Origin of the sequence: Clostridium cellulovorans 743B, from assembly GCF_000145275.1 — a bacterium.
Lineage (GTDB): Bacteria > Bacillota > Clostridia > Clostridiales > Clostridiaceae > Clostridium_K > Clostridium_K cellulovorans.
This window is the reverse complement of the sequence record NC_014393.1, coordinates 206,910-231,671: the sequence shown is the minus strand read 5'-3', so window position 1 is coordinate 231,671 and position 24,762 is coordinate 206,910. Positions and strand designations below refer to the sequence as shown.

Annotated in this window: 21 protein-coding genes; 5 read left to right on the top strand and 16 right to left on the bottom strand. The window is 32.4% G+C overall.

What is annotated here, in order from left to right:
* Positions 1 to 96: 96 nt before the first annotated feature.
* From CLOCEL_RS00910 to CLOCEL_RS00870, 9 genes are all read right to left on the bottom strand, one after another.
* Positions 97 to 2,964 carry a leucine-rich repeat protein gene (locus CLOCEL_RS00910; RefSeq protein WP_010075307.1) on the bottom strand — a complete coding sequence of 956 codons (2,868 nt, stop codon included), beginning with the start codon at positions 2,962 to 2,964 and terminating at the stop codon, positions 97 to 99.
* A 382-nt stretch (positions 2,965 to 3,346) separates the two neighbouring features.
* Complete coding sequence (locus CLOCEL_RS00905) at positions 3,347 to 4,303, bottom strand: protease inhibitor I42 family protein (RefSeq protein ID WP_010075308.1); 957 nt, start codon at positions 4,301 to 4,303, stop codon at positions 3,347 to 3,349.
* 124 nt (positions 4,304 to 4,427) lie between these two features.
* Complete coding sequence (locus CLOCEL_RS00900; protein ID WP_010075309.1) at positions 4,428 to 5,381, bottom strand: protease inhibitor I42 family protein; 954 nt, start codon at positions 5,379 to 5,381, stop codon at positions 4,428 to 4,430.
* 589 nt (positions 5,382 to 5,970) lie between these two features.
* The gene (locus CLOCEL_RS00895) at positions 5,971 to 6,906 is read right to left on the bottom strand and encodes a protease inhibitor I42 family protein (protein ID WP_010075310.1); all 936 of its coding nucleotides are present in this window, start codon (positions 6,904 to 6,906) and stop codon (positions 5,971 to 5,973) included.
* Positions 6,907 to 7,251: 345 nt separating this feature from the next.
* Positions 7,252 to 8,712: a beta-barrel domain-containing protein gene (locus CLOCEL_RS00890; RefSeq protein WP_010075311.1), complete on the bottom strand. Its 1,461-nt coding sequence runs from the start codon at positions 8,710 to 8,712 to the stop codon at positions 7,252 to 7,254.
* Positions 8,702 to 10,933, bottom strand: coding sequence for a peptidase domain-containing ABC transporter (locus CLOCEL_RS00885; protein ID WP_010075312.1), 2,232 nt, complete (start codon positions 10,931 to 10,933; stop codon positions 8,702 to 8,704). Before CLOCEL_RS00885 ends, CLOCEL_RS00890 begins: the two co-directional genes overlap by 11 nt.
* A gap of 300 nt (positions 10,934 to 11,233) precedes the next feature.
* Positions 11,234 to 13,237, bottom strand: coding sequence for an FG-GAP repeat domain-containing protein (locus CLOCEL_RS00880; RefSeq protein ID WP_010075313.1), 2,004 nt, complete (start codon positions 13,235 to 13,237; stop codon positions 11,234 to 11,236).
* Positions 13,238 to 13,391: 154 nt separating this feature from the next.
* Positions 13,392 to 15,200 (bottom strand): FG-GAP-like repeat-containing protein, encoded by a 1,809-nt coding sequence (locus CLOCEL_RS00875; RefSeq protein WP_010075314.1) that lies wholly within the window; start codon positions 15,198 to 15,200, stop codon positions 13,392 to 13,394.
* 578 nt (positions 15,201 to 15,778) lie between these two features.
* Positions 15,779 to 17,713, bottom strand: a complete 1,935-nt coding sequence (locus CLOCEL_RS00870) for a pre-peptidase C-terminal domain-containing protein (protein ID WP_010075315.1) — start codon at positions 17,711 to 17,713, stop codon at positions 15,779 to 15,781.
* A 204-nt stretch (positions 17,714 to 17,917) separates the two neighbouring features.
* On the opposite strand from CLOCEL_RS00870, the gene CLOCEL_RS23890 reads away from it, so the two are divergent.
* Positions 17,918 to 18,052: a gliding motility protein GldB-related protein gene (locus CLOCEL_RS23890; protein ID WP_479723142.1), complete on the top strand. Its 135-nt coding sequence runs from the start codon at positions 17,918 to 17,920 to the stop codon at positions 18,050 to 18,052.
* Positions 18,053 to 18,128: 76 nt separating this feature from the next.
* Here the strand turns inward: CLOCEL_RS23890 and CLOCEL_RS00865 are convergent, their stop codons facing one another.
* From CLOCEL_RS00865 to CLOCEL_RS00850, 4 genes are all read right to left on the bottom strand, one after another.
* Positions 18,129 to 18,887: a TIGR01458 family HAD-type hydrolase gene (locus CLOCEL_RS00865; RefSeq protein WP_010075316.1), complete on the bottom strand. Its 759-nt coding sequence runs from the start codon at positions 18,885 to 18,887 to the stop codon at positions 18,129 to 18,131.
* A gap of 55 nt (positions 18,888 to 18,942) precedes the next feature.
* Complete coding sequence (locus tag CLOCEL_RS00860) at positions 18,943 to 19,155, bottom strand: hypothetical protein (RefSeq protein ID WP_010075317.1); 213 nt, start codon at positions 19,153 to 19,155, stop codon at positions 18,943 to 18,945.
* 133 nt (positions 19,156 to 19,288) lie between these two features.
* Positions 19,289 to 19,738: a DUF6773 family protein gene (locus tag CLOCEL_RS00855; protein WP_010075318.1), complete on the bottom strand. Its 450-nt coding sequence runs from the start codon at positions 19,736 to 19,738 to the stop codon at positions 19,289 to 19,291.
* The gene (locus CLOCEL_RS00850) at positions 19,735 to 19,938 is read right to left on the bottom strand and encodes a helix-turn-helix transcriptional regulator (RefSeq protein ID WP_010075319.1); all 204 of its coding nucleotides are present in this window, start codon (positions 19,936 to 19,938) and stop codon (positions 19,735 to 19,737) included. The genes CLOCEL_RS00855 and CLOCEL_RS00850 overlap by 4 nt, the downstream gene beginning before the upstream one ends.
* Before the next feature lie 326 nt (positions 19,939 to 20,264).
* On the opposite strand from CLOCEL_RS00850, the gene CLOCEL_RS00845 reads away from it, so the two are divergent.
* Positions 20,265 to 20,660, top strand: coding sequence for a hypothetical protein (locus CLOCEL_RS00845; protein ID WP_010075320.1), 396 nt, complete (start codon positions 20,265 to 20,267; stop codon positions 20,658 to 20,660).
* Positions 20,661 to 20,830: 170 nt separating this feature from the next.
* Here CLOCEL_RS00845 and CLOCEL_RS00840 read toward each other — a convergent pair whose 3' ends face one another.
* The 3 genes from CLOCEL_RS00840 to CLOCEL_RS00830 are packed head-to-tail and all read right to left on the bottom strand — an operon-like array spanning position 20,831 to position 22,259.
* On the bottom strand, positions 20,831 to 21,109 hold the full coding sequence (locus CLOCEL_RS00840) for a hypothetical protein (protein WP_010075321.1): 279 nt from the start codon (positions 21,107 to 21,109) through the stop codon (positions 20,831 to 20,833).
* Between the two features lie 53 nt (positions 21,110 to 21,162).
* Entirely contained in the window at positions 21,163 to 21,681 is a 519-nt protein-coding gene (locus CLOCEL_RS00835; RefSeq protein ID WP_010075322.1) for a spore maturation protein, read from the bottom strand.
* Between the two features lie 2 nt (positions 21,682 to 21,683).
* Complete coding sequence (locus CLOCEL_RS00830; RefSeq protein WP_010075323.1) at positions 21,684 to 22,259, bottom strand: nucleoside recognition domain-containing protein; 576 nt, start codon at positions 22,257 to 22,259, stop codon at positions 21,684 to 21,686.
* 306 nt (positions 22,260 to 22,565) lie between these two features.
* Between CLOCEL_RS00830 and CLOCEL_RS00825 the strand changes: the two genes are divergently transcribed.
* The 3 genes from CLOCEL_RS00825 (at position 22,566) to CLOCEL_RS00815 (ending at position 24,519) form a co-directional block, all read left to right on the top strand.
* Positions 22,566 to 23,171 (top strand): ECF transporter S component, encoded by a 606-nt coding sequence (locus CLOCEL_RS00825; protein ID WP_010075324.1) that lies wholly within the window; start codon positions 22,566 to 22,568, stop codon positions 23,169 to 23,171.
* 90 nt (positions 23,172 to 23,261) lie between these two features.
* Positions 23,262 to 23,936, top strand: coding sequence for an RNA polymerase subunit sigma (locus CLOCEL_RS00820; RefSeq protein ID WP_010075325.1), 675 nt, complete (start codon positions 23,262 to 23,264; stop codon positions 23,934 to 23,936).
* Positions 23,926 to 24,519, top strand: a complete 594-nt coding sequence (locus CLOCEL_RS00815; RefSeq protein WP_010075326.1) for an anti-sigma-I factor RsgI family protein — start codon at positions 23,926 to 23,928, stop codon at positions 24,517 to 24,519. Before CLOCEL_RS00820 ends, CLOCEL_RS00815 begins: the two co-directional genes overlap by 11 nt.
* The last annotated feature ends 243 nt before the right edge of the window (positions 24,520 to 24,762 follow it).

Here is a 24,762-nt window from a genome sequence, read left to right as displayed (position 1 = left end):
TATCTTAGCTTCATAGGATATATTTTTTCAACTTCACAGATTATATTATCTTGGCTTCATCGAACATATTTCTTCAACTCCACAGAGTATATTATTTTAGCTTAAAAGTATCTTTTTTAGAAGCGCAGCATCTATAACATTAATTTTTGAATCATTATTTAGGTCTGCTCTTTCCTTGTCTATGCTAACTGTATTATCAAGTAGATAGCTTTTAAGGATTACAAGGTCTAATGCACTAGCGTATCCATCATTATTCACATCGCCTACTAATTTTCCCTCTACTTCACAGGTTGCAAACTTTCCGCTTCCGTCCGCTGCTGTACAGGTTATCGTAGCTTTCCCAACACTTTTTATTGTAACTACTCCATTTGAATCTACAGTAGCTATATATGGATCACTTGATTTCCACGTTACTGTACTATCTGCATCCCCTGGTAATATTGTCGCTGTTAGTTTTGAAGTGGCCCCATTGTTGATAACCAAACTTGTACTGTTTAACGTAACACTTGTTACTTCCTTTGCTAAGAATTGACCATTTAATACAATTCTTATTTTGTATACACCGTTATTAAGTAAAAGTTGTTTTACTGCATCACTAGTTATATAGAACTTTGCATTACTACATCCAGTAAAAGCTCCTGTTGCTATGGATGTCACACTATTTGGTACTGTTAGACTTGTTAAGCCACTGCAAACTCTAAAAGCATGTTCTCCTATAGTTGTAACTTTATCTGGTATTATTAAGTTGCTTAAACTAGAACAACCGTAGAATGCATATGCATTTATAGCTGTTACAGTGTTTGGAATTGTTATACTTGTTAAACTACTACAATAAGCAAAGGTATAATCTGCTATAGAGGTTATACTGCTTGGAAGATTTATATTTTTTAAGCTTGAACACATTCCAAAAGCATTCTGTCCTATGGTAGTTACAGTACTTGGAACTTCTACACTAATCAAGTTCGTACAATTTTGGAATGCATAACTTCCTATGCTAGTTACTCCACTTGGAATTTTAACATCTGTTATAGTTGTGCAATTTTCAAAGGCATTGTTAGCAATTTTAGTTACTGGAACTCCGTTGATTGCACTCGGTATGATGATTGAAGTGTCTGTACCAATATATTTTGTTATTGTTCCTGTAGTCGCATCAAAATTAAAGAATAATTTTGGATCTTCGCTAACAGCAACTGAAGCTGATGTAGATAGATTGCTGCCATCAGTTGTTGTGCAAGTTATTGTTGCTGTTCCTAAACCAACTGCTGCTACCTTTCCGTTTTGATCTACAGTTGCTACTGCTGGATTACTTGATTTCCATGATAAAGTTTTGTTAGTTGACACATAAGGTAATATTTCTGTTGCTATAAGTGTTGAATCACCCTTTAGTATTGTTAAATTTGTATTACTTAAGGTAACACTTCTTGCACTTACTGGCCCAGTAGGAACATCTACAACTATTCTGCTTTCATCTACTCCTGTATTAATTACCCTTTGCTTTAATATTTCACTTTCAACGTGGAATACAGCCTTATTAGTGTTTATGAATACCCACTTTTGGAAAGTCTTCACGTTATCAGGAATATATATAGTTTCTAACTTATCACATTCTTGAAATGCAAACTTTTCTATGCTTACTACGCTATAAGGAACTCTAAAAGTTGTTAAACTCTTACAACGACTAAAAGCAATTGCTTCTATTGTTACTACGCTATTTGGCAAGTCCATACTAGCTAGACTTGTACAGTTTGAGAAGGCTTCTTCCCCGATAACTGTTACAGTGTCTGGAACCTTTATGTTTACCAAACTACTACAACCATAGAAAGTAAAATCATCTATAATCTTTATACCATATGGAATTCTTACATTAGCTAAGCTCTTACAATTAATGAACGCATGTTCACCAATATTTGTGATAGTAGAAGGTACATTTATAGTAACTAAATTAGCACAATTTTCGAAGGCATGAATTCCTATACTTGTAACAGAACTTGGAATAGTATAAGTTGCATTTGTTACACCTTCAGGGCATCTTAATATCTCAGTTTTAGCTTTATTAAATAGCACTCCATCAACACTGGTGAATGTACTATTATTTGCATTTACATTTATGCTTTTTAAGCTAGTACAGTTTATAAATGAATCAGGTGCTATGCTCGCTACCTTTGCTGGGACATCTATGCTTGGCAAGGTATTACAATACTTAAAGGCATTAGTTCCAATACTGGTCAAACTACTTGGTAATGTAACGCTAGTTAAACTGTTACAATCATAAAAAGTATAACTTTCTATATTTGTTACACCTTCTGGAATAACTAGACTTGTTAAGGCTTTACAACTCCAAAAAGCTCCACTTCCTATACTAGTTACAGTAGCTGGGATAGTTATAGTTTTTATTTTTTGACAATGTTCAAAGGCACTGCTTCCTATTACCTTTACACCATTTGGAATAGATACACTTGTTAAGCTTTCACAACTCCAAAAAGCACTATTTCCTATAGATGTTACAGAGCTTGGAATGTCTATACCCGATAAGCTTGTACAGTTTTCAAAAGTACTATTTTCTATAGTTGCTAAATTACTTGGAAGTTTTACACTAGTTAGACCAAAACAATTATAGAATGCTCTACTACCTATAATTGTTACGGTATCTGGAATCTCCACACTTATTAAATCCTTATTGTAGCTAAAAGCCTCTGCCCCTATACCTTTTACAGTAACCCCATTGATTTCACTTGGTATAACTACTGTTGTATCAGGACCAGTGTATTTTGTTATTTTTCCTGTAGCTGAATCAAATAGAAAATCTGATGCAGCATTAGGTGCATCTGTTGTTTGAACTACACTGGTCCCCGTGTTTTGAACGTTTACATTATCTACCGCAAAGGTTAATGTAGTTGGAGTTAGACTTGTGCACATGCTTACTAGCAATACCTTACTTATGAATTTTTTATTTCCCCTTAGCATCTCTTTTTCCTCCCTAAAATAGACATTTTTATTCTTTTCTACATTATACCACCATTTGTTGTTTGTTCCAATTTGCGTCTTTTAAGTAAGGTATGCTTAAATATTAATTTTAAGTAAATAAAAAGAAGAAACTATGTACACGCTCAATTATTTCAACTATTCCTTCTATAATGAACTAACGTTATATACTCTAACCAAATTCAACATTATCAGAGATTATATCTCTAGTCCTATAATGAACTAATGTCATATGACCTAACAAAATTCAACATACATCTATAGCTCTATATTGAATTAGTGTTATCTATAATGGCATATACAACACTAATTCCAATTCTTTAACCTCTTTTCAATTAGCCACTTAGGTTCATGACAAACTTTTTCACCTTAAAAGAGCCATTTTTAATAAGTTAACATCCGTTGAATTAATCTGTCCATCACGATTTAAGTCTCCTACATACTTACTTATACCAATTGTATTATCTTTTAGATACTTCTTTAATAGTGCAAGGTCAATTAGGTTAACATTACCATCTCCGTTTATATCAGCGACTCTTTGTGAAGATGGACCCGCTTTTGATTGATCTGATAACTCTGTTACAGAAACATTAAGGTCCTTATCAACTGTAAGATTAAAATCTCTTATCTCAGCTACGTCTCCTTCTGTTGGACGTAGGTATTCGAACTTTAATGTCGTTGAACCTTCCTTCAAGCCTTTAAATACCCAAATATTTCTTCCACCACTACCATATATACCTGTCCACACAGGATATTCTATAAATTCCTTTGAAGATTCTACTATACTATCTCCTTGAACAACGCTATATCTCCATGAACACGCTTCTGTTGTAGTATCTGACCTTAATTGTATTGATGCTGTTCCCTTTGTAGTTTCTTTTACAGTCATATTCATATCACCATCAACGGTGATAATAAATTCTCTTGTATCAACTGGACTTTCTTCCCATGAACGTGAGTATTCAAATCTTAGTGTAGTTGAACCTTCCTTTGAACCTTTAAATGTCCAAGTATCAGTTCCACCACTGCCATCTATAGTTCCTGAAGTATCATCTGGTCTATAGCTTTTTAAAGTCTGTATTATACTGTCTCCTTGAACAACAGTATACTTCCATGAATAGCCTGTTGTAGCATTAGATTTTAATGATATTGAAGTACTCTCTTTAACATTACCAGGCATCGGTATTATTTGAATTTCATTAGATTTACTTTTTTTAACAACAGCATTTTCTCCCGCCAAAGCTACTGTCGCCGGTACTATACTTGCGCACATACTCACAAGTAATATCTTGCTAATAAATGTTCTTTTTTTCTTTAACATTGTCTTTTCCTCCCCAAAAATATACACTACGAACTTTTACTGTCATATATCTTGATATTTAAAAGGCTAGTTCAAATTCTTTATTCTATTTTCAACTAGCCTTTTATGTTCATCACAAATCTCTTTAAGTTAAAAGAACCTTTCTTAATAATGCAACATCAATTGCATTAATCTGTCCATCACGATTTATGTCTGCTGCATCTTTATTTATAACAACTGTATTGTCTAATAGATATTTTTTTAATAGTACAAGGTCAATTAGACTAACCTTACTATCTCCATTTATATCATAGTTTATTTGAGAAGATGGACCATCTTTTGGTGGTTCTGCCACCTCTGTTATAGTAACATTAAGATCCTTATCAACTGCAAGATTAAAATATTTTGTGTAAAATGCGTTTTCTAACCATGATTGTAAGTATTCAAACTTTAATAGAGTTGAACCTTCCTTTAAACCTTTAAATACCCAGATATCAGTTCCGCCACTACCGTCTATATCTGCTGGCACAGCATCTGTTACATATAATGTTGAAGCCTCTTCTATACTTTCTCCTTGAACAACACTGTATCTCCATGAACAACCTGTTGTAGGATTAGCTTTTAATTGTATTTGTGCTGTTCCTTTAGTAGTTTCTTTTACAGTAGTATTCATTTTGCTATCAACAGTAATAACAAATTCTTTTGTTTCAACTTCATCTTTTTCCCATGAACGTGAATATTCAAATCTTAGAGTAGTTGAACCTTCCTTTAAACTTTTAAATATCCAAATATCGGTTCCACCACTACCATCTATAGTTCCTGAAGTATCATCTGGCATATAGCTTTTTGAAGATTCTACTATACTGTCTCCTTGAACAACAGTATATTTCCATGAATAACCCGTTGAAGCATTAGACTTTAATGCTAGTGAAGTTGTTGCTTGAGGCTCACCAAACATTGGTATTACCTCAATGTCGTTGGATACGTTTTCTTGAATAACAGCATTTTCCTCTGCCAAGGCTACTGTAGCTGGCACTATACTTACGCACATACTCGCAAGTAATATCTTGCTAATAAATGTTCTTTTTTTCTTTAACATTATCTTTTCCTCCCTAAAAATAGATATTTTTATCTAATTATACAATCGTGCATTATTATATTAAATTTATATCATATTTGTAAACACCATTTGAATCTTTGTTCATGTATACAAATGTCTTATTGCAATTTATATAACCATCTAATTGCTCAACTTGCTTAATTTATGTACCATACAATTGTTCAACTTATCTAACCACCCAATTATCCAGCCATACAACTAGATAAATTCCAATAATATTTCTGCATTTACGTACATATACCCCTTACTGAAATCAATGGGAGTTATACTCTGAACTTATATATACCTACACAAGCCAATTTTTGTTTATTCACCTGAACTTATATATAAATACTGACTCTCATCTTTGTTTATAGAAAAGCCTTAGGATAAGCTGAAATACAAAAACACAGTTATTTTGCGTCCGCTTCTCATAACTGTGTTTTCTAAAGATATTATCTTGTTTATTCCATATATATATGTACTTACTGCGATTTATAAACTTGTATTACATATCCTAGCCTCTACAAAACTGGCTGTAATTCTTTATTCTGGCTTCAACTAAACCCTAGGTTTATTACAAAACTCTTTAAGCTAAAAGAGCCTTTTTTAATAATGCAGCATCAATTGCATTAATCTTTCCATCACAATTTCTATCTGCTAAATCTTTATTTATAACAACTGTATTGTCTAATAGATATTTTTTTAATAGTGCAAAATCAATTAGGTTAACCTTACCATCCCCATTTATATCATTGAATGTCTGAGAAGTCGGCTCTCCTAGATATGTTACATCAACATTAAGCTCTTTATCTACTGTAAGCTTAAAAAATTTAGTCTTAATTGCAGGTCCTGTCCATGGATATCGATATTTAAATTCTAGTATAACTGGTCCCTCCTGCAAACCCCTAAATATCCAAATATCTGTTCCTCCACTACCAATTTTACCCTCTTGCTCAGCAGCTGTTACATATATCTTTGAATCCTCTACTAAAACACTTTTTTGCATACCAATATAGCTCCATTGATAACCTGTTGAAGGATTGGATTCTAATTTTATTTGTGCTGTTTTACCAGTTTCCTTTACTGTTATATTCATTGTGTTATCAACAGTAACAATAAATTCCCTTGTTTCAGCTACAGTGTTCTCCCCTGAACGTGAGTATTGAAATCTCAGTGTAGTTGAGCCTTCCTTTACGCTTTTAAATTGCCAAAAATCAGTTCCACCACTACCATCTATAGTTCCTGAAGTATCATCTGATCTATATCCTTTTAAAGTTTGCACTATACTGTCTCCTTGAACAATAGAATATGTCCATGAATATCCTGTTGTTGCATTAGATTTTAATGATATTGAAGCTGTTCCTCGTAGTTGACTAGTTGTTGGCGTCGGTGTAAGACCATTGGATACGTTTTCTTGAGTAGCAGTATTTTCTTCTGCCAAGGCTACTGTCGCTGGGACTATACTGGCACACATGCTTACAAGTAATACCTTACTGATAAATTTCTTTTTCTTCCTTAACATTATCTTTTCCTCCCCAAGACTTATATTTTTTTACTATTAATACATTCACCCATCATTAAACCAAATTTATGGTTTAATTGCAAACTTTATGTGGAATGCAAAAACACAGTTATTTTGCGTCCGCTTCTCATAACTGTGTTTTCTCAAAAGATATTATCTTGTTTATTATGTATATACTTCTTTAAAGTTGTTTCATAACTTATAGCAGCTTCTAACTATTAAATAAGTCTTAGATATAGTTTTGCCTTTGTACTTATATGTTACCCTTTAATACGAAGTTGTACAACTATTCGAGGAGTATTATTTAAAACTTATATGTTACCTTATAATATTACTTAGATCTTATTAATTCAATATACTAAGGCTTTCAAGAAAATACCTCATATAAGTTACTTCTCTATTTATTATTCTAACTTGGACCAACATTCCATTTCTAATGTCCACCTTTGTTCCATCCTTCTTTGTCATGAAAGTAGTTGGAATACTACAAGTAGCCGTATAATAGCTACCTTGTTGCTCATTAACCTTTGCGTCGGTACTTATATTTGTTAATTTGCTTTTAACTACTCCATATTCACTTTGAGGCAATGCCATAAATTCGATAATAACATCCTTGCCTTCAGATATTTCACCAAAGCTAACATTTTCAATATATGTATCTACTACGAATTCAGAATTATCCTTAGGAATTATCTTTGCAAGCTCCGTTCCTGGTTGGACCACATCTCCAACCTTAAATGCATTACTTAGGTTTATAACTCCATCATACTCAGCTTTAATTGTCGTTGCTGCAACCTTAGCTGATGCTAAATCTAAGTTAAGCTTTAATTCAGAAATAGCAGTTTCTAAAGAAGCAATTGTGCTATCCAAATTAGAAATATATTGTTCCTTATAAGAATTGCTTGAGGAAATTGCGGTAGTTTCCTTTAATTTGCTTTGAGCTTCTGATATTCTGTTTCTGATTGTTAGTCTTTGACTGTTCTTTAACTTGGTTATTTCAAGATTTGTTGCATCTATTCTATCTTTTAAGGTCTGAATATTAGCCTCCAAACTCTCCTTTTTAGCTTGCTGAGCCTCATCAAGTGTTCCTTTGCTTATAAGGGTATTTAAAGTTCCTTGATATGTATTTATATTGTTTTGATCCTTTTGTATTTGCTCTCTATAAGCCTTCAAGCTAATTTCATAATCCTCATATTGATAATACATATAATGTGCTTGATCAAAATAGTTGTGTTCCTCTTCTACAGATTTTAAAAGAGTATTTAAGTCATTTATGGTTTCCTGAAGGCTGTTTTTCTGAACTTCTACAGAATTAGCCTCAGTATTGCCACTCTCTAAATTTTTAGCATATAGATCGTACTTTTTACTGTACTCACCTTCCACTGGATCGGCCGCATTTAGATGGTTAACTCCATCTAGCACAGAACTTTTAAGCTTATTATTTGCTGATAACTCTGCGTTCTTATCCTTTAAGCTTTTTTCTAAAGCATTCTTTTCTAGTGATATTTCCTCACCATTAACGCTTACTAAAACATCACCCTTCTTTACCTCCATACCTTCTTTTAAGTTCATAGAAGTAATGATTCCAGTAGTTCCACTAGCCACTTTAAAGATTTCCTCTTGTGGTCTAACTATTCCTTGTGATTTTACTGTTATCTGCTTTTTAGCAAAACAAGACCAAGTTAATATTGCTGCCAATAAAGCAATAATTATATACATCATATATCTAGAGAAACCTCTTGGCTTGGCTTGGAGTATTTCTCTAGAATCAGTTAATTCATCCAGATACTCTATTTTATATCTCATGGCTATCACCTCCGCTTAATGGATCTACCGCAGATGCAACTTCAGCTTCAGCATCAGAAGTTTGTCCACTCCACAATCTATAATAATAACCTTTTTTACTTAGCAGCTCCTTATGAGTTCCTTCTTCAATAACTTCACCTTTTTCCATAACGTATATCTTGTCACATTTCATAATAGTGCTTAATCTATGTGCAATTATTACTGTTGTAACATTTTTAGTACATTCCTCTATAGTTTTTTCTATAGCCTTTTCTGTTATAGAATCTAGATTTGAAGTAGCCTCATCCATTATAAGAATCTCTGGCTTTTTCAAAAGTGCTCTAGCAATAGCTAATCTCTGTCTTTGTCCACCTGAAAGGTTGCTACCTTTCTCCTCTAACAAGGTTTCGTATCTCGTTGGCATATCATTAATAAAATCATGAATTTGAGTCATTTTACATGCTTCGATAATCTCTTCAAAGGTAGCATCACAATTTGCAAACTCCATATTTTCCATAATAGTTCCAGAGAAGAAGAAGGAATCCTGGGAAATATAAGACACCTTATCTCTTAAAACATCTAAGCTTATATCTTTGATGTTATAATCGTTTATCGTAAGCTCACCTTTCTCTATGCCATAGAAATTCATAAGAAGTTTTGCTATAGTCGTCTTTCCAGAACCACTTTCCCCTACCAAAGCTACCTTCTCACCTTTTTTAATGTGCATATTGATATTTTTTAAGACCAATTGCCTTGTACCATATCTAAAGTCTACATCTTTTAAAACAATATCACCTAAAAGAGTAGTTGGTGTTATCTTTTTATTTTCATTTTGTGCTCTTTCTTTTTCAAGGTCTAGGATTTCTCCTAATCTATCAGCTGCAACCATAGCACTTTGTAATTCAGGCTGCAAATCAATCATTCTTTCAATCGGCTCAATAAAGTAAGCTAGTAACGCATTAAAACTTATAAGCGCACCTACTGTTATCTCACCCTTCATAGCCAGTCTAGCTCCTATCCATAAAACCACAATGCCAAAAATACCTTTTACAGTGTTTTTCAAAGTTGCTTGAAGATTGTTTACATAGCCATGCTTAAAAACCGACTTTATAAGCTTTATAAATCTTTTCTCAGTTTCTAAATTAACTTTTCTTTCTCCATTGTAAGCCTTAACAGTCTCTATTCCTTCTATACCTTCAACTAAGTAAGAAGTTAATTCAGCATTATCCTCCATAACCTTTCTATTTACCTTCTCAAGGGAACTCTTAAAGGCAAATACTAAAACCATATATAATGCAATTGGAATAAAACATGACCAAAATAATTTTGGACTCTGCATATATAAAATTATTCCGCCAGCAATAGCCATAACAGTATCAATCATAATAGTTAAAGTTGTTTGTGATATGGCATCTCTGATCTTACCTGCATCGTTAAATCTTGATATTATTTCTCCAACCTGTCTTGTACCAAAGAAGTTCATAGGTAAATCTATTACATGGTTGTAGTATCCCAAAAGAAGCGGTATATCTATGTTCTGCGACATATGCATAAGCAATAAACTTCTAAAGAATTCAGTTATTATCCTGAAAATAATGAGTCCAATCATAGCTACAGATATAACCAGTAAGCTATTACCTAAGTTGTTTGGCAAAATATCATCAATCAAGAATTTAAAATAGAAAGAGCCGGCTATACCCAATAATGTTATTAGCATAGACGATATAAAAATATTTGTTAAAAGATTTTTCTGGACCTTTATCAAGCCCCAAAATCTCTGGAATAATCCTTTAGTCTCATCCCCTGTTTTAAAAGCAACAGCTGGCGTCATAAAAATCAGTACGCCTGTCCAAATCTTAAAGAACTTTTCTGGAGTGTATTTAACTATACCTTCCGCTGGATCTGCTACTAATATTTCTTTTTTTGTAACACTATGTATAACTACATAATGCAATAAAGATTCATCAATTATTACATGTGCAATCGCTGGTTTTGGAAACTCGGAAAAAATATCCTCTGGCTTTGATGCTTTTACCCCTTTAGCAGTGAACCCTAATGCTTCTGCTGCCTTTATAACTCCAAAAGCAGAGGTCCCCTTCATATCTGTACCCGCTAATTCTCTTATCTTAGATATTGGTATCTTTAACCCATATTGTTTTGCTATAGTAGCTATACAAGCTGCCCCACAATCTTTTATATCATGTTGTTTTACGCAATGATATTTTTTTAGTAAATCGCTCATAATTCCTCCGAATTTTATGTTTTATCTCTACTTATTATACACTATTTCCTATCCAAAATTATACTATTTTCTTCAATAATATTATAATTTAACATATATTTCACTTATAAGACTTAATTATTTAATTTAAAAACCATTCATAACCATCTTTATAAGCTGTGTACCTACTTTGTCTATACCCAATAAACTGTGCACCTACTTTTCTATACCCAATGAAACTTTATTTCTAGCAAAAAAGTAATAACACTGATCCCTATTAAATCAGTGTTATTACTAAAATGTAGTCATAAAAATTAAATATTAACCCATTAATTTCTTTAGAATTATATAAACGCCTGGTTGTACATCAATTACATATTGATTGAAGTTACCGTCCGAAGTATACTTCCCACTTGTGTACACATTAGTTCCATTGAATACATATGGACTAGGCATACTATGATAATCATGGTATCCTGTACCATTATACTGTTCAGCAAAACCAGCCATTGCAGCCATATCAACCGAACTAGATTTTAATCCATAATCATCTCTAATATCGCTTTTTCTTGTTAAAGCATCTATAGCGGCTGATGCAAAGTCTGTAAAGTATAATCCAACTGGAACTTTTGTAGTAATTTGTCCTAAAGGTTGTCCATTATGCAGGTATGTACCAAAATTACAACCAGATTCACGATAGTGAAGAGCACAAATTAATGCTGATGGAATATTAGTTTTACTAGCTATATTGTCATAAGTTGATTTATTGTTTATGTATATACTTTTTATTGTATCTAACTCAGTACCAAATTTATTATAATTAATAAAATTTATCTTAGATATCAATTCTGCTTCATATTTATATAAAAAACCTGTCCCACTATTAGGACTTATTGTATCTGCTAGTGTTATTTGTTCAACAAATACCCTTGTGTCATTTATGCTAGAATCTCTATCTCCTGCTAATACTCCTAAATCTCGTCCAACCTTATCTGCTAAAAAAGTACCATTGCTTGAAGTGGTAACAAGTTCATTAAACTTACCATCAGCCTTACCTACATATGTTGCAAAGGACCTTTTCCCATTATTATTCCAAGGTACAACATAATCAGCTCTTCCATCTCCAGTTACATCTGTAAAAATTCCAACATCTTTTCCCATAGAATCTGCTGTGAAGGTACCAGCACTTGAACTACTAACCAATTCGTTAAATGTTCCATCAGCCTTACCTACATATGTTGCAAAGGATCTTTTCCCACTATTATTCCAAGATACTACATAATCCACTTTGCCATCACCAGTTACATCTGTAAATGTTCCTGTATCTCTACCAATAGAGTCTGCTGTGAAGGTACCAGTACTTGAACTACTAACTAATTCGTTAAATGTTCCATCAGCCTTACCTACATATGTTGCAAAGGATCTTTTTCCATTATTGTTCCAAGGTACAATATAATCAGCTTTTCCGTCACCAGTTACATCTGCAAAAATTCCTGTATCTCTTCCCAATGTATCTAGCATGAATGTACCGCCACTAGATGTATTAACGAATTCATTAAATGTTCCATCACCTTTAGCTACATATGTTGTGAAGGATCTTTTTCCATTATTATTCCATGTTACAACATAATCAGTTTTTCCATCACCAGTTACATCTGTAAAGATTCCTGTATCTCTACCTACTGTATCTGCTGTAAAACTACCACTACTAGCTGTGTTAATAAATTCATTGAATGTTCCATCACCTTTAGCTAAATATGTTGTAAAGGATCTCTTTCCACTATTATTCCATGTTACAACATAATCGGCTTTTCTATCTCCATTTACATCTGTAAAGGTTCCAGTATCCGATTCCATTGTATCTGCTGTAAAAGTACCTGCACTGAATGTATTAACGTATTCATTGAATGTACCATCACCTTTGGCTACATATGTTGCAAGAGTTCTTTTACCATTATTATTCCATGATACAATATAATCAGCTTTTCCATCACCAGTTACATCTGCAAAAATCCCTGTATCTCTTCCTACTGCATCTGATGTAAAATTACCACTGCTAACTGTATTAATAAGTTCATTGAATGTTCCATCACCTTTGGCTACATAAGTTGCAATATTTCTTTTCCCACTGTTATTCCATACAGCAACATAATCAGCTTTTCCATCACCAGTTACATCTGCTTTGCTAGCAGATAGCGGCTTTGTTGATATATACGAAATTGTTTTTGTAGCAGCTTGTACATTTTTTGCTGTTACTGCTGGGAAAATAGCACCACCAAGCACTAACGCAGTTGTTAAATAACTAACTATCCTTAAATTTTTCATATTTACCTCCCATATATCTCATTGTATCCCATCGCTTTTCATTGTTTTTCATTAAATTGAATCTCGTTACTTTTCATTAAATTACATGTTGATTATTCTTATCAGTCCTTGAAGCTTTAAAATTCTCACTTTAATACAAATAAATTTATACTAGTTAGCCAATTATTCTTCTAGCTCTAGAAAAATCTCCAAAATCACTAAGATTAGTATATTTAATACTTTGACCTTCTGTAGGTGAATGTATACATTTACCATTCCCGACATATATACCCACATGGTGTGGTGCTTCGTAATCTCCAAAGAACACTAAATCTCCAAGTTGCAATTTAGCAATATCTGTTCCTACATCATAACCTTTCCCCACTTGTGTATAGGTTGTCCTACTTACATCTATATTTAAAGCATTTTTATATACATATTGAACAAATCCAGAACAATCAAAACCATCAGGAGTAGTTCCATTTGTTTTATATGGGAGTCCTAAAAATTGTTTTGCATAATCAATAAGTATTTCTGCATCAGTTTTGACGATTGTAACAGTTTTAACAACGAACATACTGGTATCATTTATGCTATAATCTCTATCGCCTACTAATCCACCTAAATCTCTACCAATCTTATCTGCTAAAAAAGTGCCATTGCTTGAAGTCGTAACAAGTTCGTTAAATGTTCCATTAGCATTTGCTACATATGTTGCAAAGGATCTTTTCCCATTATTGTTCCAAGGTACAACATAATCAGCTTTTCCATCTCCCGTTACATCTGCAAAAATCCCAACATCTTTTCCCATAGAATCTGCTGTAAAGGTACCAGCACTTGAACTACTAACTAGTTCGTTAAATGTTCCATCAGCCTTACCTACATATGTTGCAAAGGATCTTTTTCCACCATTATTCCAAGATACTATATAATCTACCTTTCCATCACCAGTTACATCTGTAAATGTTCCCGTATCTCTACCAATAGAGTCTGCTTTAAAGGTACCAACACTTGAACTGCTAACTAATTCGTTAAATGTTCCATCAGCCTTACCTACATATGTTGCAAAGGATCTTTTCCCATTATTGTTCCAAGGTACAATATAATCAGCTTTTCCGTCACCAGTTACATCTGCAAAAATCCCTGTATCTCTGCCTAATGTATCTAGCATGAAAGTACCGCCACTGGCTGTATTAACGAATTCGCTAAATGTTCCATCACCTTTAGCTAAATATGTTGTAAAGGATCTTTTTCCATTGTTATTCCATGTCACAACATAATCAGTTTTTCCATCACCATTTACATCTGTAAAGATTCCTGTATCTCTACCTACTGTATCTGCCGTGAAACTACCACTACTTGATGTGTTGACGAATGTACTGAATGTTCCATCACCTTTAGCTACATACGTTGTTAAGGTTCTTTTGCCGTTATTATTCCAAGTCACGATATAATCAGCTTTTCCATCACCAGTTACATCTGCAAAGACTCCAATATCTATACCCATTGTATCTGTTATGAAAGAGCCTTCACTCGATGAATTAACATATTCATTGAATGTTCCATCGCTTTTGGCTACATATGTTGCAAAACTTCTTTTTCCATTATTATTCCACGGTACAATATAATCGGCTTTTCCATCACCAGTTACATCTGCAAAAATTCCTGTATCTCTTCCTACTACATCTGCTGTAAAACTACCACTACTCACTGTATTAACAAGCTCTTTGAATGTTCCATTGCCATTTGCTACATAAGTTGCAATATTTCTTTTTCCACCGTTATTCCATACAGTAACATAATCAGCTTTTCCGTCACCAGTTACATCTACTTTGCTATTAGATAGCTGTTTTGTTGATATATACGGTGTTGTTGTTGTAACAGTTTGTGCCGCTTGTACATCTTGTGCCGTTATTAGAGGTAAAAAACCACTTACTACCCCTAAGGTAGTTGTTAAACAAATAAGTCCTCTTAATTTTTTCATTTTATATTCATCCTTTCATTTCGCTCAATGCACCAACATCAAAAGTGTTAGCACCAAACAAAACCTACATAAATTTTACAATATTAATTATTCTACATACTCTAAACTAGTTTTTTTATATCTACGAACTTCGTATCATCATAGTAACACAGCTTTTTCATTTTTATACCAAATTTTCTAATGTTTTATACTTTGTTTATCTTTCTTAATTTTTCGTTTATCTTTGTTTATATCTTCTTTATATCTCTAAATATTTTGTTTATCTTTCTCTAGATTCTGTCCTAATTTAAGCCTAGTTTACATTAAACACCACATTTGTGTCGTACACATAATTTTCGATATCCATTTAAACTTTGCTCCTAACAAAAAAAGTAATAACACTGATCCCTATTAAATCAGTGTTATTACTAAAATGTAGTCATAAAAACTAAATATCTTCTTACAACACCCCAATATAAATATATATAACAATAAATTTCATCCCATATATTTATTTTAGCACTGTGATGTTTTGGCCCTATTAATTTTGTGTAATAAATAGATTAAAGTAAATATCCTTTTAAATCTAATACCTAACTCTACAGACCAGTCGCAGTCATTTGTAGTTGATAATTTAGACCAGTATAAGGTGCTGCCGTATTATCATGGACCTTTATATAATATGTTCCAGGCTCTAAGGTAATAGTATACTCGCTTACGTTATATGCATAAGATATATTTCCGTAGCTACTATTATAAAGATCAAAACGATATTTTGCACTGCTATAATTAGGATTAGTAAGAACTACTCGTACATCAGATCTCTGGATTAAGTTGAACTTAAAGTAATCCATATCATTAGATACATTTAGATTTGGCTCAGAAATTGTGAAGCTACCTTCACCCATATCCGTTGCAAGTGAAAAACTATCATCAAATTCATAAATATCACCACCGTGAAAAGTTGATGTCGGCGGGATTACATCTGTTATAGATAAGTTATAATACTCAGTGGAACTCCTAAGTGTGCTGATTATTTTAATATAATATGTACCAGCAGGTAGAGATTTATAAATACTTTCAACTGTTCCAAAGCCATTAGTTGAAGAATCTATTCTATTCATGTTTGAATCATATAAATACAAGTCAAAGTTGCAATCATCAGGAACATCACTTAGTCCAATTTTCAAACTCTCAGTGGAATATGTTTGAAACTTAAAAAGATCATTATCAGAAGTTGAAGTAATTTGACCTTTTATAGAATTACCAACTTCAATTGGATATGCAGTTGAAGAACTATCATTTGGCTCTCTTTCATACAATCCGCCATCAGGATAAGGAGCCATTGGTGCATTCCCAGCTAAAGTCGTTGACAAACTGTAATAGTTGTTGGAACTACCACTATAGCTTGATATTTTAATATAGTATATACCTGCAGCTAAAGAGTGTGTAATACTTTCATCAACATTACTTCCTTTTTTTGATGAAGCTATATAATTATTGTTGAAATCAAAAAGAACTAAGTCATAGTCACAACCAGTAGATATATTACTTAATAAAATCTTTATATTCTCAGTAGATGATAGTTGTAACTTAAAGTAGTCAACATTGGATGAGGCTGCTATATTACCCTTTACAGTACTGCCAAAAGGAATTGCATTTGCAGCAGAAAAATCATCATTAGCCTCATTTTCATATACGAACCCGTCAGCAGAAGGTGCTAGTGGTGGTGTTTGCGATGTTGACAAATTATAATAAATATCCGAATTGCCGGTGGCACTGGCTATTCTAATATAGTAAGTACCAGCTGCCAAGGTTTTTGTAATACTCTCATCAACATTGCTACGGTTTATGGATGAATCCACTTTAAACCCGTTAGAATCGTATAGTGATAAATCAAAATCACAGCCACTTGGTATGTTGTTCAGAAGAATATTTGTATCTCGAGGATATAGTAACTGTAACTTAAAGCAATCATAATCAGTAGACGTTAAAATTTGGCCCTTTATAGTGCTACCAAAGATAATTGAGTTTGAATTAGAAAAATCATTATTGGCTTCACTTTCATAAATGTTCCCATCTGGAGAAGGAATTGTAGGCGTAGTACCAATTGGTAATGTCGATAACTTATAGAAACTGCTTGAACTACCACTGTAACGGAGCACCTTAATATAATATGTACCAACGTTTAAAGTTTGTGTAACACTATCATCAGCATTACTTCCTTTTGTGGACGAAGCCATGCTACTTCCATTGGAATCATATATGTACAAGTCGAAATCGCAACCACTTGGTATATTGCTTAGTAGAATGTTTGTTTCTTGAGGATATGAGATTTGCAGCTTAAAGAAGTCATAATCATTAGCCGCTAAAATTTGGCCTTGCGTAATATCACCAAGCGCAACTATATTTGCAGTGGAAAAGTCATTATTGCTTTCAATTTCATACAACTCAGCAGAATAAACTACCTTTGAAAAATTAGTTGAAGTGAAAATTAATAGACATATTATTAAGGATAAGACTTTTTTCATCATTAACGAACCTCCATAATTCACCATTTAAAAGAAACACCTAGCTATGTATTCCTTTTTATATAACAGTTTTGTTTGGTCGAAATGCATTTCGATTTTAAATAGATTAATCTAAGACATCGAACATATGTTCTATTATTATTTTACCATAGTTTGGGTTACCAGTAAAGTTTTATATTGAATTTTCCCCTACAAAGTTTATGTAACATGTGGTGCACAGGCTACTTTTTTGGATATAAAATTATTGGTAGTTTTATAAAACTCCATCCTGAAATTAGTGCTAAAAATATACTTGAAACCAGTTCAGAAGAAATTTTCGCCATGAGCAATTATCATTTATAATAACGATTTGTAAGCCTCAGCGGAACTACCATTCCTCTGAGGCTTACAAATCTGTTTGCCCTGCACTTCTAATTGTTTATAATAATTTTTGCAAATCAACGACAGAGTCAAGTATCATATCAGGCTCTGCAACCTTAAGATTCCTTTGATCATTATATTTTCCCGTCTTAACCAAAGCACCTTTTGCCCCAATTGTATTAGCCCCTACAATATCAGTTGTTATGTCATCTCCTATAATCAGCACTTGTCCAGCTTCTAAATTTAAATCTTCAAGAAGTATGTTAAAGAAATCCTTACTTGGCTTTCCTAATACCTTAGCCACCTTACCTGTAGCATATTCAAACATCGCCGCAAAAGCTCCTGTATCTATGTTCTTACCATCAGCATTATAAAAGTATCTTCCTTTTTGTGTTACAAATATCTCGGTATTCTCCCCAATCATTCTAAATACCGTATTTAAATGGTCATAACTAATCTTGTCTCTGCAATCACCAATAACCAAATAATCCACTGCTTCAGTACCTATATTAAAGTTTTTATATTCATCTACAACTTCATCTAACATCAGTGGATATATCCTTGCACCTTCAATTCTTTCTAGAAATTTTATCGATGCAGTAATAGGAGTATAAATTTCTTCTAACTGTATATTAAAACCCATATTCCTTAATCTATCTAATATTGTCTTAGGAGTACTACCATCAGTATTAGTCAAGAACCTGCAAATATATCCTTTATCTCTTAACTGATTTACTGTTTCTATTGCCCCCTCAATTGCTTCTCCCTTGAAATATAATGTTCCATCTAAATCGAAAAAAATTGCCTTTGTCTTCATATGTATATCTCCTAATTTCTGTTATAGTAGCACCCTACTAAATTAGCATCTTTTTTTAGTTTTTGTTCCTTTTGCGAAGTATAAAATAATATGGTATACCAATGACCACAGCAGTAAAAATACCTCTAAAAATACTTGTGCTCATAAAATTATTACCATAAATATCTACTGCTTGTCCTATTTTAAATACTCTTTGAAAAACTTCAGTTAAAAAACCGATAAAAAACCATATTATCATACTTCCAAATAAGTTACTTTTTGCTTTCATAATCTCTGTTTCCCTTCTAAAGTCATGGTATATAACTATACTGAGATTATATTTTTCATTAATAAATCCCTAACTCTATCATACCTTGACACCACTATTTTCGTCTACAACACCTCAAATTCTATAAATTTTATTACCTACCTTTTTTATTAGTCAACAGTTTATTCAACGCACTTGATGAAAAGTAAGTCAAGATAAAGAATGCAACAAAGTCAAAACCAAACTTCAATAATCCTTTCTTAGAATAAAAGTCATCTCCATCAGTTATATTAATCATTATAGCAACAAAAGCTGAGCCAATTAAATATATGTATACTCGTTTTCTTTTTAAATTAAATTTATTTTCGCTTACCATAGTTCCATATGCCCCATTTATAATAATGCATGTACACATATATATTGCACCTATTATAAATATTATTAAACTACTTATGGATTCTCTTAAAGGATGATTTAAAATTAATGTCCTAACAATAAAATCACCTAGTAAAGCAATCTGTAATAAAACTACTGTATTAAAACTAGCTTTATATATTAATGAATTTATTCTTTCATCATCATATTTACTTTTAAATAACTTCATTTTATTTCCTCCTCCCAAAATAAATCATTCAAAGTTTTTCCTAAGGCTAAACATATACTTATGCAAAGCTTTAAAGTGGGATTATACTTTCCAGATTCAATCAAACTTATAGTTTGTCTTGTAACCTTTATCATATCAGCAAGTTCTTCTTGTGTTATGCCCTTTTCAACTCTTGCTGTCTTAATTTTATTGACTCTCAATAATATTACCTCCTGCTGGATAAGCTTTTATTTATTGATTCCCTATATGATTATTTTCTATATAATTCAATTTATTCAATATATTATACAAAAATAGTAGGCCATATTTTTATTTTTGTCAAATATATATTACATAGAGCTTATGAAACCAGAAGTCTACAACTCACGAATAAAAGATTCTCATGAAATTTCTTACGCCCATAACTTTCCATATAATTCATATTATATTTCCTAATTTCTCATTGAATTTTTTTAATATCGTGATATAATCATATGTAAATTATATACATTTATGTGGTTCAAATACCACGCCAAGGGGGATTAAAATGAAGAAATTTCTTTTTCTATTTGTTACTTTTATTCTAATTTTCGCTGCACCACTAACAACATATGGTGATACCAGAATTATGGATGAGAGCTGGAGTAACGAAACATACTATAATTCAGGTGACACTGAGGAAATTATAGATGGCGGTGATAGGGTAATATTAGGAGTAAAGTTAACTGAAGTTAGTTCTAAAGAAACTGTTACTGTAAAAGCATATCGCTCAGGTGACAGGCAGGGTTTCCCGATCTATACCTTTAAAATCAAGAATCCAACAAAAGGCATAACTTATTCATCTGGATATTTTGATATACCAGGAAATGATGAGAGATTTCTTGTAATTATAATTGAAAGTAGCAAAAAATGTTCTGGTACGGTTAGAGCATATAAAGAATAATCTTTATCTTAGTCATAAATGGCGATCACTATCAAGTATAGATGATTGCCATTTAATTTTTTAACAATTCTCCTGATTGACCTTTTTACACATTCAGTATCCCATTTAAAATATTTTGATAAATCAAAAAGAGTAGCTAACCAGGCTTTACTCCTAGCAGCTACACTTCTCTATCCAGCAAACATATTATATAGTTGTCTAAGTTCTTCCTTTAACAATCTATTATCAAGTTCCTCAATGAGCAACCTAAAACCATCCTTATCAACAGCATCACCCAACTCATTTAGTTTCAAGTTCGTTTGCTTTGGTAAATCCTTGCGATATATATCATCACTCTTTAATATTATAACTTCTATTTCCGTTCTATCTTCATTATAATAAAACTTTCCATATTCAATATTCCCATTAATATCAGTAATCTTAATAAATTCGCCTTCTTTTGCTCTCATCTTTTTCTCCCCTTCTAGGTACTACTTTCCTAATAAAGATTTTAACCTAAAAATCAATAAATAAATCGTGCTATAACCAGAGCTACAATTATTGCTGTAATATCCGCCATAACAGCCGCCCATAAAGTATGCCTAATCTTTTTTATATTAATAGCTCCATAATATACAGTTATCGTGTAAAAAATAGTTTCTGTACCTCCCATTATAATAGATGCAACAAGTCCAATAAAAGTGTCTGGCCCATAATTTTTTAAAATTTCTGCAAAAACCCCTAACGCTCCACTACCAGATAAAGGCTTTATCAAAATCAAGGGAACTATTTCAGCTGGCAGCCCTATAAGCCCTACTATTGGACTAATGAAAGTAATAAGATAATCCATCGCTCCAGAACTTCTAAATATAGATATGGACAAAAGCATCGCCAAAAGGTATGGAAATATTTTTACAGATATTGAAAGTCCGTCCTTAGCACCTTCTACAAAAACCTCATAGACCTTCACCTTATGTACAATCCCATATATAACAATTCCACAAATTAGTATAGGTATTATAGACGCAAATATGTAGCTCATAATTAAAAATACCTCTGTAATATTTTACAATATACTATTCCAAGTATTGCCGCTGACAATGATGCTATAAAGGCTGGAATTATTATAAGTGCTGGATTCTTAGAACCTTCCGCAGCTCTTAGAGAAATTATAGTAGTAGGAACAAACTGTACACAAGCAGAATTAAGTACCAGGAACAAAGCCATATCATTGGTTGCCACACCTTTTTTAGGATTTATTTTATCTAGCTCCACTATTGCCTTGATACCAAAAGGAGTTGCCGCATTAGAAAGTCCCATCATATTAGAAGTTATGTTCATAACCATAGCACCCATAGCATTTTCACTTTTAGAAGCATCCTTAAAAATAATCCTTAATACGGGCAATAAAGCCTTTGAAATTTTATTTGTAAGCCCACTTTTTTCTGCAATTCGCATAACTCCACACCAAAGACACATTATCCCTGTGAGCCCTATTATAAGAGCAACAGTATTTTCTGTAGATCCTATTATCGCCTTTGATAAGGCTTCACCATCACCCTTTGCAATGCCAAGAAAAATCCCAATTGCTATCAACCCAAACCATATATAATTAATCATAACTCCTCCGCCTACAGTAATTCTCTAAAGTATATGCAAGAAAGAAGGAACAAATTCTAAGTGAAACTTCGTTATTTTCTAAACAAAGCTATTAAAAACAAACGCTCTAACCCCCACTATAGAAATACTTGTCAAAAATGTAGTAATAATACGAAATCTAGAGAAAATTTCGTACAAAAAAATTATTCACTTCTATCTGCAATGGTGTTAATATAGATATGTCGGTATCTTTTCTAGAACCGAACATGATTTTTTTGTTAAATTTTTAACGACTTGTATCATTTCGAACAAGAACGGAGGATTATTATGATCAATGAAAAAAAACTTTCTAATTCCACAAGAAAATTAGGGACAAGACAACTAACAACTGTGGGAATGCTCTCAGCTATCTGCATTATTTTAGGTATCACAGGCTATGGCTTTATCCCTGTAGGTCCAGTAAAAGCTACCATAATGCACATTCCTGTAATCATCGGTGCTATTATAGAAGGACCTATTGTTGGCGCTTTAATCGGTTTAATGTTTGGTTTATTTAGTTTAATAAACAATCTGGTAAACCCAACTGCTGCTTCCTTTGTATTTTGGAATCCAATAGTCTCAGTACTTCCAAGGGTATTAATCGGTATAGTTTCTTACTATGTCTATGTTGGTGCCATAAAACTATTTAAAAACAATAAAATTTCTGCTGGAGTGGGAGCTTTTTTTGGCTCTCTTACCAATACAGCACTAGTACTTTCTTTAATGTATTTTCTATATGCTGATAGATTATTCGAAATCTATAAGGTTTCATCAGTTAAACAAGTAGGTTCAGCTCTTATAGCTGTAGCAAGTACTAATGGTATAATTGAAGCTATTATTTCTGTACTAATTACAATACCTATAGTACTGGCAATAAAATTAGTAAAGAAATAAAATTTAACACCATTAATTTATAGTTATTGTCGATTCTTAATTGTCTATTGATAAAAAATTTGCAATAATATAAGTTAAAGGGGTGATGACATGGATGATACACCAATAACTGTACCTAATACAAAAATAGAAAAGCTAAAGGACAGTAAGTTTTTTCTTCAAAAGCTTTTAGGCGAGATTTTCAATCATGAAATCAATTGGAATAAAGATCCTGCAGTTGATATAGCCTTAATCGCTATGAATCATTGCTTTGGTAGTTTTGACCAAGAGATGGGGGCTTTCACCATGTACTCTAGAACTCACGTAAAAAATACAGTGATTTCATATTTAATAGGTCTTAACAACAATTTTGAATTTATAGAAGAAAACTCGCCGTTAAAAGCAACCTTAGATACACTAACCTTTGAGGAAACAGAAAAGTATAGGGAGCTTATCAGTGCAGAAATAGCATTGTTCCAAGAAGAATTGAAGAATTATAAAATTTCTTTTGCAGCTTTTTCATCTGGAGCCCCACAAAATACAGAAGATAAAAACTTATCACTAAACTTAGCATTTTACTGTATCAGAAATACATCAGCACAGAACCATATACAATCAAAGCATTCATTACCGATAAATCATTTGGCAAAAAATTTTCATATTCCTGCGTCAAAAATTAGATCCTTAAAAAAGTACATTTTGGCTCTTTTTTTACTATTTAGCATAGATGACTATTTCTATCTAAGAGCATATTTAGATATAAGGATAGTGAAGAATGTTAGTTAGCGGCTTAGTACTAAAAATACGCAGAAAATATGTTATAGCTTTGGATTCAAATGGTTACGTAATTAAAATAAAAATAGGATCTCTAACGCCATTGATTGGAGAAATATATCATGGTACCTTTCTTGAAACAAAGCCATCTGGCTATTATTTCAGAAAGTACAAGACTCCTGTATTGATTATTACCTTTATAATAACAATTTCGCTAATTATATGCTCATACCTTTACTATACCCCTACTACTACAGTTTACATAGAAGCATCTGCTCAAGTAACTCTTTCTATTAACAGGTATAACAAGGTTGTTAAAGCTATAGCGCTAAATTCTGAAGGTGATAAACTTTTAACGTCTGTACGTGTGAAAGGTACAACCCTCGATGAATCTTTAAATATTTTATATGATGGTGCAATAAAAAATCGAATAATCGATCAGTATTTTGCAGAAGCTAAACAAATATATAGAGTGAATATAGATTCAGAAGCTAATATAGATATTACGTCCTTTTTAAATACTATTAAAAGTTCACCTTATATTATCCACATAAATAATAAGGGAAACGTAATATATAATTCACAATACAAGTAACTTATCCACATTATCCACAACTATGCTGTGTATAAGATGTTATTTTATATGTAAAAATGGCTATATTCTGTTAACTCAGTAGAATATATAGCCATTTCTTTTATCTGTTTTATCCGAGTTATACACATTGTCCACATTTACCCTGTGCATAACTTGTTAAGCTGATGTTGAAAAGCTATGGACAACTACTGGATAATTTTAAGAATTTTCAACTGTAAATCCTTGTAAATTCCAAGGTTATGC